The following is a 9,776-nucleotide window of genomic DNA, read 5'->3' as shown; positions in this document are numbered from 1 at the left end:
AACGGCTCCGAATTCAGCGAGCTGACGCAAGCCATTGACTGCGACCAGGTGAACGTCTATTACACCCATCCCTACACTTCTAGTGAGAGAGGCACGAATGAACGTCACAATGGGTTAATCCGACGGTTTATACCGAAAGGGAAATCCATCGACGATCTGGACGATACCGTCGTTGCTTATGTCGAGAACTGGTGCAATACGCTTCCCCGCAAAATCCTGGGATACCAATCTCCTAATGACCGATACGAACAGGCGTTGGCCACAATTATATAATGACAGATAATGGAATTTCGGTGGTTGTTGCATTTATTATTGCAATTCAAGGTAAAATTTCAGAAACAAATCCACTTCGCCTTTGCCGATCTGAAGCTCTTTGGCAATCTCATCTCTCGTGTAACCACGCGCGGAAAGAGAAAGTACTTTGGCCTGGTTTGAAGTTTCCATCTGATCTTCATCAGGTGGCGGAGGCGGGGAGAAACTGTCTTCTGCTTCCTTTGTTCCCGCATGTTCCACTGCTTCTTCCGCTCTTTTCTGAAAGGCATGAGGTTGTGGGTCTTTTTCTACAGGAGCCGGTGCTTCATGTGCGGCCGCTGATCCGGCGTTTTGATCAGCGTAGGAATGCAGAGAATCTTTCAGCTCCTGATTTTCCTGTTTGATTTCTTCTGTATACTGCCGGAGTATCTCTTCCAGATCTTCACGCATGCCGTGCAGCTGACGACTTTCTTCTTTAACATTCTGTACATGCGAATAAAAACGCACCAATACAAAAAAAGTGAGAGCATGCAGTGCCAAACTGAACACAAGTACTACAAGGGTCATGTTTTCCATCCTAACCTGTGATGTCGATTAATCTTCCTTTAAAGGGATGATTCAGCCTGTTCTTTCCTTCTTCCATTCCGGACGGATGGGACAGACGCTCTTCTCTAACCGGAAAGCGCTCCCCATCCCCGCTTTGCAGCCGGCTTTGTTCCGACTCGACCGCGCCGGGCGTCTGTGTTCGTGATTTTTCCTGTTCTTTTTCCTCCTCAGCTGCCATCCGGTCCTGGGCAGCCTGCCCCCGCTGTTGAAGCTGCTCTTGAAGTTTTCCTGCATCCTGGGTTCTCGGGAGGGCGACCTGAAGTTCCACTGCTTTCCAGCTCATGGCTTCCGCCTCCTTTTACTATATCATCACCCATCATGTGACGTTCAGTGTGATTTCTCCTTCCTCCATAAAAACAACGGCCCGGTCATGTGATTTATTCATCACTCTCCGGTATTTACCGAAATGGACGTCTACATTGGAGTGTAGGGTTTTTCCCACTCTTATTATACCACTTTCCGGGTTCGGGGAAACATGTGCCGATTCCTCCAGCTCTTCGGCCGCGTCCCGCGCTTTGTCTTTAGCAGCCTCGAGGGTGTTTCTGGCCCGGAGTTTCATAACACGTTCCTTTGAAGATAGAGAGATGCCGTTTTCTTCTTTACTCTGTATCGTTTTCAAAAGATCGGAGACTTTTGTGCTCTCTTCTTTCGCTTCATACAATGCCTGTTCAAGCTGCCTTCTACGTTCAACATATCCATGGGTGGCACCTATATAAAAAGAAGTAGGGGTGTTCATAGAATTACCCGCTTCGTTCACGTTGATTTCATGAACGGCCGAAATGATTCCGCCTATGACCAGCCCTCTGCCCTGATTGCAGATCAGACTGCCGCCGGCTGTGCAGCGGCTGTGCATAACCGTCTGTTTGACAACTATATCTGCGCCCGCGCTGACGTCGGCTTCATTCAAATAGGTCGCATGAACGCTGTGACCCGCTTCGATGCTCCCCTTATTCCGGGCGTTGACGCCGGCGTTTATAAATATCGAACCGGAAGCTGTCAGTACAGCAGCTTCGACAGTGCCAAGCACCCGGATATCCCCTTGCGCTTTCAGTTCAAAGCCGGAAGGAACATTTCCGCGGACCATAATATTGCCGGTGAAATCAATATTACCGGTTTTCAGATCGAGGTCGCCTTTCACTTCGTATAATGGATTAACATGAATGGTCTTTTTCCGGACACTCACCTGGCCGGCCTGTACAGCATAAATGTCGTTTCCTTCCACCCTTGTGTTTTTTCCGGGCCGAAGTGGGAAATCCTTCCCGGCTTTTGCCTGCAGATCACTTCCATCCACCCCGGTTCCGTTTTCCCCGGGCTCTGCCTCTACTTTTCTGCCGGTGTATGCTCCAGCTTCCACCATTGCTATATGGATAACATTTTTCAAATCCACTTCCGCCGGATCTTCCTCTTCTTTTTCTCCCTTGTCAAAACGTGCAGGTTCAATATAAGCGGAAGTTCCATTGACAGGAGGAATACCGCGGGCAACCTCCAGTGGATACACTACAGAAAGAGGGTCGCTGCCTAACCGTTCGATGTTTTTTTCCAGTATTCCGTATGTAATCCCTTCTTCCTGCAGGAAAGCCATCCATTCCTCTGTGCTCCAGGAAGAATCTTCCGGAGGGGAAAATGCATCTACGACAGCAGATAATTTATTTTCTGCTGTCTTCAACTGAAAATAATCACGAACTCTGTAAGTCTCCATATCCATCCGCCTTTTGTCTTAAAATTTCCTTTTAGCCGTTCGGCTTTTTTGGATATTTTTCTTTTTATAACAGGACAGTCCTGAATCTTTCATCCTGTAATTGTTCTGATTATATCAAAGATTATCTTTTTTAAGAAGAGCCTGTTTCAATCGAAACAATGCTTTTGAATGAATCTGCGAAATCCTGGATGTGGAAAGGCCCATAACTTCCCCAATATCGGTCAGTGTCAGTTCCTCCTGATAAAAAAGACCGATAACTGTTTTCTCTTTATCCGACAGCTGCTCCATAACTTCTGCCAGCTCTGACACAGAAACGGATTGAACGAGAATATCTTCCGGAGACGGGGATGACGTATCTTCAATGGAAGCCCTGTATGTTTCTTCCCTTTCTCCTTCAGGTGTTTCTTCATCAATCGAGAGCATATTCGCAAAAAATGTCTCCGTCACGACCTTACGCACCTCTTCACCGTTCATATCAAGAACGTGACCGACTTCGTCTTCAGAGACATACCTCCCGTGTCTTTGCTCCAGTTCTTCCATCGTTTCTTCTATTCTCTTGGATTTGTCACGGAGGGATCTTGGCATCCAGTCTTCCTGCCGCAGCCCGTCGATGATGGCTCCCCGGATGCGGAAGGAGGCATACGTATCAAACTTCAGATTGCGGGACACATCGAATTTTTTCATGGCATCGTACAATCCGCTCATTCCATGGCTGATCAGTTCTTCTTTGGAAACATTGCGTGGGAGACCAGAACCTATGCGCTGCACGTGATACTTCACAAGCGGCATATATGCTTCCACCAATTTATCAGCAGCTGTTTCGTCTTCCTTGTAGAGCCATCTGTCCCACCACTCTTTGTGTTCTGATGATCCGGGATTCATCATGAATGTCCTCCTCTCTTTGTTGATGAGTCCTGCTCTGATTTGTTCCATCCCCTGCAGCGTTTGATTTTCTCTCTTTTAAACTATCTCAAATGATGGTTTTCCCCTGACTCACCGTTCGGATGAACAGACTGCTGTCCATTATATTGAATTCAATTGTACGTCCTTTGCTGCCACCGATGTCTTCTCCTTTTACAGGAATGCCTTTCTGCTTTAGAACAGCTTTTACTGCTTCGCTGTTTCTAGGTCCGATCCTCATCATCTCACTGCCCTCTGTAAACGAAAACATCTGCGCACCGCCTGCCAGTTTCGCCTGAAGACGCTGGCATCTGCATCCTTTTTCCTGAAACCAATCCAGCACGTCTTCGAGCGCCGTATCAGCAAATTTTGCTCTCTGCAGCGAACGGCTTCCTGCCATCGATGAATCCGGAAGCATAATGTGGGCCATGGCGGCAATTTTTCGGCTCTCTTCATAAATAACCACACCGACGCAGGAGCCAAGCCCGGACGTCCGCAGTTTTTCCGGAGCTTCAGCGGTTTTCCAATCCGCCATCCCTACTTTTATCACTTGATCTTCTTTTAATTTTGTCATAACCATTCGACTCCGAGAGATTTAAATATCTTTTCAAACGCATCCGGGTCGGGAAGCAGGAAAAACTGCCCGGTGACTGCATCAGTATTATTGTTACCTGCCTCTTCCATCTCGGTGTCGATTACAATCGCATGATCTCCCTTTGTGGAAACCTCGAGCAGGCCTTCACTAATGACGGCTCCTGCCATGTCAACTGCAAGAGAAGGTACCGACGGCTGCATGGAAAGTCCCGTAAAATCGGCCAGGGCAGAAAGATATGCTCCTGCCAGAATATTGCCGAGTTCTCTAAGTGCAGACGCTGCCAGCTCATCGAATGAATCATCTATAATATTCACCTTTTTGCCTGTCAGTGTGTAAGCAAGCTCCTCGGCTTCTTCTTTCTGCAGAATAAAAAACATGCTTCCCGGAGCTTCTCCTGTTATTCGTAAAAAGGCGGCTGCCACTACTTCTTCTTCGCCTCCGGCTATGGCCTGCATCGCTTGAAAATCCACCATCCGGACAGAAGGAACATGAAGATCGATTTTTTTGTTGAGCAATTGGGATAAGGCGGTTGCCGCATTGCCGGCCCCGATATTTCCGGCTTCCTGCAGAACATCCAGATGCACCGGCTGAATATGATTAATGTCCGTCATAACATTTCACTCCTATTTGTTTAATCCAGGAAGCAGGGAGGCCGACAAGAAACCGGCTATATCCCCGATGTCCAGGCTGTGTTCTGCTCCAGCCCGCTGCCGGGCTGCTTTAGGCATTCCGTACACAATGGATGTCCGCTGTGATTCTGTAATCAGGAGGCAGTCCTGAGCCTTTTTCATTTCTGCCAGACCCGTGGCGCCGTCTGCCCCCATCCCGGTGAGCACGACACCAACGTGACTGAAACCATCTACACCGGCAAGAGAGGAAAACAATACATCCGCCGATGGTCGGTGGCCGTTGACCGGTGGTGTGTCGAGCACTTCGGTAATCAGGGATCGTCCCATTCTGCGGACGGCGAGATGCCTGCCTCCCGGCGCAATATAAACGGTTCCGGCTTTGGCAACCTCACCATCTTGTGCTTCTTTCACATGCAGACGACTCAGCTGATCCAGCCTGTTCGCAAGCGACTGTGTGAAAGCAGGCGGCATGTGCTGCACAATAAACACCGGTGCCGGAAGGTCTTCCGGGAGCCCGGATAGGAGAACCTGCAGTGCTTTAGGCCCCCCGGTTGATGTGGCGATGGCGACTGTCTTCCTGCCGTCGAGTGAGATACCATCCGGTTCGTCCTTCGCTATCTGCATTGCAGGGGCAGACGGGGCCATTTTCTTTCCTGCATCCACCTGGGCCGCTGTCCTGATTTTTTCAACCATTTCTTCTTTCACATGATGAAGATCAAGCGATATGGATCCTGAAGGCTTTGCCAAAAAGTCCACAGCTCCCAGTTCAAGGGCTGTTATCGTCTGTTCGGCTCCTTGTGTCGTAAGGGAGCTCACCATGATGACTGGATGAGGACAGGTCTCCATGATAGAGCGGAGAGCTTCCATACCATTCATTTCGGGCATTTCGACGTCGAGTGTGATGACATCAAAGTTACCGGTCCGTACTTTTTCCAACGCATCTTTCCCATTTCTGGCGGTACCTGCTGCGGTCATGTCCGTCTCTTCGTTGATATAATCACTGATCAACTTTCTCATAAACGCAGAGTCGTCGACGACAAGAACACGAATCACCGTCCTCCCCCCTTTAGCAAAAATTCTTTCAATCGGCCGATAAATTGTTTATAGGATCCCGTATCACTTTCGGCATTCTTTCTGCCTGCGACGCGTTCCAGGCATGTCTGTAATGCTTTGGAAGCCGGCGTGTACGGAAAAGCAAGCAGAAACGGCTCCTGTTTCTTTACCGCCTGCAGAACATGTTTATCCTGAGGAAGGGCTGCAAGCAGGTCAACATCTTTTTTTAAAAATCGTTTTGCTGCCCGCTGCAGATTTTCCCCCGTCTGTTTTCCTTCCTTGCTGGTTTCACTTCGGTTTACAAGAATCGAGCAGCCAAGGTCAGGCGCACGGAGGTGCAGGTGTTTGATGACGGCGTACGCGTCGGTGATGGACGTTGGTTCCGGCGTCGTAACAATGATCACTTCGTGAGAGGAAAGAATGAAGTGAAAACTGTCCCTGTCCGCTCCCGCCCCCATATCAAATAAAATATAGTCAAAAACTCCGTCCAGCATGGCCATCTGTCTTGAAAAACGTTCCTTTTTTTCCGGGGTCATCTCAAAAATATCGTTCAGACCCGATCCTCCTGCTGCTATGTGAAGACCACCAGGTCCTGTCTCCATAATATCCCATATGGAGCGGTCATTTTCTATCATGTCCACGATATCACCGGATGTCTGAAGACCCAGTAGAATATCCACATTGGCCATCCCTATATCAAGATCAAACAAGGCTGTCTTATATCCTTTTTGCGCCAGTCCTATACCGGCGTTCACCGAAAAATTGGATTTGCCGACACCGCCTTTTCCGCTCACTACTGAAATGACTCTGGTCTTTTTCGGGGATTCCCGGTCTTTGTGTTCCAGTACTCTGCGTAAATTCTGCGCCTGATCACTCATTGCCGTTCTCCCCCAGGAGCCATTGCATAACTTTTGTATGATCTGCTTCCTCCATGTCGTCAGGAACGCTTTGACCATAAGTTATATAAGCCGCCGGGATACCGGTGTGCGCCATCAGATTAAATAAAGCTCCATAAGTCGCGGTTTCATCCTTTTTAGTGAAAACAAATCGGTCTATTGTAAGAAGCGAAAACTGCTCATAAATGGTTTTCATGTCTTTGAATTTGGACGTCAGTGCCAGAACAAGGTACGTCTGCATCTCTTCTTCGAAATCGATGATTTTCCCCAGCTCCTTGACATAGAGCGGATTTGTAAAATTGCGTCCCGCTGAATCAACAATGACAAGATCCTTGTCCGCAAACTGCTCCTTTGCCTCGCGGAAGTCTTCAATCGAATAGGCTACAGCGACAGGAATGTCGAGAATTTCCGCATAGGTTTTCAATTGTTCAACGGCGGCAATACGATACGTGTCTGTTGTAATGAAGGCGACAGACTTTTTCTCTTCCAGATGATAGTAGGCTGCTATTTTTGCAGCTGTTGTTGTCTTCCCTACCCCCGTAGGCCCCACCAGATTAATAATTTTCGACATGGAAGCCGAAGGCCCCATATGTTGAGGGAGCAGCCGGCTGAGATAAGAAGCCGTCCACTCTTTCACGTTTTCACTGTCTGCCTCTTCAAAACTGCGGTACCATTCCCCCAGAAGGTGCTTGAGCAGTTCATACGTCCAGACTTCCTCCACTTCCTGTTCTTCCAGCATGTCTGCGACAGTTTGTATCGGTGCAGGATAACCGGTTGTGGAGGTGTGGCTTTTTTCATAGAGTCCGTTGACCATTGTTTTTAGTTCCTGTACTTCTTCTTCAAGCTTTTCTTTTGAGGGAGCGGTCGCCGCCTGTGAAGGCGCCGTTTTCTGCTGCGCGGACGCCTGTTGTTTTTTTGGCGGTCCAGGGGCAGCCGCAGGCGTCTCTTCTTTTGCAGCAATCACTTCAATATTCTTTTTCATAAATAAACCGAGAAACCCTCCCGAATTCACATGCTTTGAATTCAGGATAACAGCATCATCACCGAGTTCAGCTTGAATTTTCGTCATCGCTTCCGGCATGGTTCCCGCTGTATACTTTTTTACTTTCATCAGGCATTCACCACCCCTGTACTCTGCACTTCAATATTTGGTTCCAGCTCATTGTAAGAAAGAACAGGCACCTGCGGCAGAAAGCGCTCAATGAGCTGTGAAATGTGCATTCTCACCGCCGGGGAGCATAACAGCACAGGAGTCTGTCCCATTTCGGACAACCGCTCTGCTTCCCGGCCGATATTTTCGACAAGAGACTGGGAATCATCGGGATTCATGGCAAGGAAATTGCCGTGTTCGGTCTGCTGGACCGATTCGGCGATTTTTTTCTCCGCCTGGCCGCTCATCGTTACAACATACAATGGCTCCCCGTCAGGGCTGAACTGTTTCGTTATCTGCCTGGAGAGAGACTGTCTGACATATTCAGTCACCAATGTCATGTCTTTTGTTAAGGCTCCGTATTCGGCAAGTGTTTCAAAAATTGTTGGCAGGTTGCGGATCGATATTTTTTCTTTCAGCAGATTGGACAGCACCTTCTGAATGTCACCGAGTGAAAGTGGGTTTGGCGTCACTTCTTCCACAAGGGTCGGATAGGTTTCTTTCAAATGTTCGACAAGCTGCTTTGCCTCTTCTCTGCCAAGCAGTTCATGCGCATGGTTTTTAATGATTTCGGTCAGATGCGTGGATACAACCGATGGTGGATCCACCACCGTGTACCCGGAAAGTTCCGCCTGTTCTTTCATTTCCTCCCCTATCCATAAGGCCGGCAGTCCGAAAGCAGGTTCTGTCGTTTCGATTCCTGTAATGCTTTCATCTTCCACCCCGGGACTCATTGCCATGTAGTGGTCCAGAAGAAGTTCTCCGGAAGCGACATCGTTACCATGCATTTTAATGGCATATTCATTAGGCTGCAGCTGTATATTATCCCGTATCCGGATAACCGGTACGACCATCCCGAGCTCAAGGGCCAGCTGCCTGCGTATCATCACCACCCGGTCCAAAAGATCGCCGCCCTGGTTCGCGTCAGCAAGCGGAATTAATCCGTAGCCGAATTCAAATTCAATCGGATCGATCGTCAGCAGGTTGACAACATTCTCCGGTGACTTCATATCGTCATCTTCTCTTGCTTCCTCCGGCTCTTCTTCTTCTTTTTCCGGCGGCTGCTCAACACGGCTCATGAAATATGCCATCGAAGCAAGCCCCGCCGCGATAACGGTTGTCAGGAGCACCGTTATCGGGGTGAGCAGACCAAGAAGAAATATGGCAGCAGACGCAATATACAGCATCTTCGGGAAAGCAAACAGCTGACTCGTCACGTCATGGCTCAGGTTTCCTTCTGATGCGGCTCTGGTAACGACGATACCGGTCGCCGTTGATACAAGCAGAGCTGGAATCTGACTTACGAGACCGTCCCCGACGGTAAGCAGTGTGTAAGTACTCGCCGCATCAGTGACACCCATGCCGTGTTCAACCATACCGATAACCAGTCCGAAAATAAGATTAATAATGACGATGACAATACCGGCAATCGCATCCCCTTTCACAAACTTACTGGCTCCGTCCATTGATCCGTAAAAGTCCGCCTCTTCCTGGATTTTCTCACGGCGCTGTTTGGCCTGCTGCTCGGAAATCATCCCGGCGTTCAGATCCGCGTCAATGCTCATCTGTTTGCCCGGCATAGCATCGAGGGTAAAACGTGCTCCTACTTCCGATACCCGCTCGGCGCCCTTTACAATCACGACAAATTGAATAATGACAAGAATCAAAAACACGACAAAGCCAACGAGGGGACTGCCGCCCACCACAAAGTTACCAAACGTATTAATAACGTTGCCGGCTTCTGCGTCTCCGAGAATGGAGCGGGTCGTCGAAACGTTCAACCCGAGCCGGAACAATGTCACAAGCAGCAGCAATGTAGGAAATATGGAAAACTCGAGCGGCTCTCTCGTGTTCATCGAAACGAGAATGATGATAAGGGCAAGAGAGATATTAGTAATAATTAAAATATCAAGAATAAAGGTAGGAAGTGGAATAATGAGCATGACAACGATTAAAATAACACCAAATAATACGGAAAACTCTCTTGTACCCATTT

Annotated in this window: 11 protein-coding genes; 1 reads left to right on the top strand and 10 read right to left on the bottom strand. The window is 48.6% G+C overall.

The features are described 5' to 3' along the window. Positions 1-273: IS30 family transposase (locus tag BM058_RS15465; RefSeq protein WP_143083047.1), on the top strand; the 273-nt coding region annotated here is incomplete at its 5' end. A gap of 36 nt (positions 274-309) precedes the next feature. Here the strand turns inward: BM058_RS15465 and BM058_RS15460 are convergent. The 10 genes from BM058_RS15460 to flhA all read right to left on the bottom strand — a co-directional run bounded on the left by BM058_RS15460 (position 310) and on the right by flhA (position 9,774). Continuing rightward, complete coding sequence (locus tag BM058_RS15460; RefSeq protein WP_143083046.1) at positions 310-819, bottom strand: DUF6115 domain-containing protein; 510 nt, start codon at positions 817-819, stop codon at positions 310-312. A gap of 10 nt (positions 820-829) precedes the next feature. Next, entirely contained in the window at positions 830-1,141 is a 312-nt protein-coding gene (locus BM058_RS15455; RefSeq protein ID WP_090928136.1) for a hypothetical protein, read from the bottom strand. A 33-nt stretch (positions 1,142-1,174) separates the two neighbouring features. After that, positions 1,175-2,557, bottom strand: a complete 1,383-nt coding sequence (locus BM058_RS15450) for a DUF342 domain-containing protein (RefSeq protein WP_177195592.1) — start codon at positions 2,555-2,557, stop codon at positions 1,175-1,177. 114 nt (positions 2,558-2,671) lie between these two features. Next, entirely contained in the window at positions 2,672-3,442 is a 771-nt protein-coding gene (locus BM058_RS15445) for a FliA/WhiG family RNA polymerase sigma factor (RefSeq protein WP_090928132.1), read from the bottom strand. An 85-nt stretch (positions 3,443-3,527) separates the two neighbouring features. Next, the gene (locus tag BM058_RS15440) at positions 3,528-4,031 is read right to left on the bottom strand and encodes a chemotaxis protein CheD (RefSeq protein ID WP_090928130.1); all 504 of its coding nucleotides are present in this window, start codon (positions 4,029-4,031) and stop codon (positions 3,528-3,530) included. Then, positions 4,028-4,663, bottom strand: a complete 636-nt coding sequence (locus tag BM058_RS15435) for a chemotaxis protein CheC (RefSeq protein WP_090928128.1) — start codon at positions 4,661-4,663, stop codon at positions 4,028-4,030. Before BM058_RS15435 ends, BM058_RS15440 begins: the two co-directional genes overlap by 4 nt. A 12-nt stretch (positions 4,664-4,675) precedes the next feature. Next, positions 4,676-5,734: a protein-glutamate methylesterase/protein-glutamine glutaminase gene (locus tag BM058_RS15430; protein ID WP_090928126.1), complete on the bottom strand. Its 1,059-nt coding sequence runs from the start codon at positions 5,732-5,734 to the stop codon at positions 4,676-4,678. Then, on the bottom strand, positions 5,731-6,612 hold the full coding sequence (locus tag BM058_RS15425; protein ID WP_177195591.1) for a MinD/ParA family protein: 882 nt from the start codon (positions 6,610-6,612) through the stop codon (positions 5,731-5,733). The genes BM058_RS15430 and BM058_RS15425 overlap by 4 nt, the downstream gene beginning before the upstream one ends. After that, positions 6,605-7,741, bottom strand: coding sequence for a flagellar biosynthesis protein FlhF (gene flhF, locus BM058_RS15420; protein WP_090928122.1), 1,137 nt, complete (start codon positions 7,739-7,741; stop codon positions 6,605-6,607). Before flhF ends, BM058_RS15425 begins: the two co-directional genes overlap by 8 nt. Then, on the bottom strand, positions 7,741-9,774 hold the full coding sequence (gene flhA, locus BM058_RS15415) for a flagellar biosynthesis protein FlhA (protein WP_090928120.1): 2,034 nt from the start codon (positions 9,772-9,774) through the stop codon (positions 7,741-7,743). Before flhA ends, flhF begins: the two co-directional genes overlap by 1 nt. Positions 9,775-9,776 lie beyond the last annotated feature (2 nt).

Source organism: Salibacterium qingdaonense (assembly GCF_900114715.1).
Lineage (GTDB): Bacteria > Bacillota > Bacilli > Bacillales > Marinococcaceae > Salibacterium > Salibacterium qingdaonense.
Note: the sequence above shows the minus strand (reverse complement) of the source record. Positions and strands in the feature narration are given on the sequence as shown.

Bases quoted from the DNA above. Each gene is read 5' to 3' on its own strand.
- BM058_RS15460 (WP_143083046.1), bottom strand. From the start codon at position 819: ATGACCCTTGTAGTACTTGTGTTCAGTTTGGCACTGCATGCTCTCACT.
- BM058_RS15455 (WP_090928136.1), bottom strand. From the start codon at position 1,141: ATGAGCTGGAAAGCAGTGGAACTTCAGGTCGCCCTCCCGAGAACCCAG.
- BM058_RS15450 (WP_177195592.1), bottom strand. From the start codon at position 2,557: ATGGAGACTTACAGAGTTCGTGATTATTTTCAGTTGAAGACAGCAGAA.
- BM058_RS15445 (WP_090928132.1), bottom strand. From the start codon at position 3,442: ATGATGAATCCCGGATCATCAGAACACAAAGAGTGGTGGGACAGATGG.
- BM058_RS15440 (WP_090928130.1), bottom strand. From the start codon at position 4,031: ATGACAAAATTAAAAGAAGATCAAGTGATAAAAGTAGGGATGGCGGAT.
- BM058_RS15435 (WP_090928128.1), bottom strand. From the start codon at position 4,663: ATGACGGACATTAATCATATTCAGCCGGTGCATCTGGATGTTCTGCAG.
- BM058_RS15425 (WP_177195591.1), bottom strand. From the start codon at position 6,612: ATGAGTGATCAGGCGCAGAATTTACGCAGAGTACTGGAACACAAAGAC.
- flhF (WP_090928122.1), bottom strand. From the start codon at position 7,741: ATGAAAGTAAAAAAGTATACAGCGGGAACCATGCCGGAAGCGATGACG.
- flhA (WP_090928120.1), bottom strand. From the start codon at position 9,774: ATGGGTACAAGAGAGTTTTCCGTATTATTTGGTGTTATTTTAATCGTT.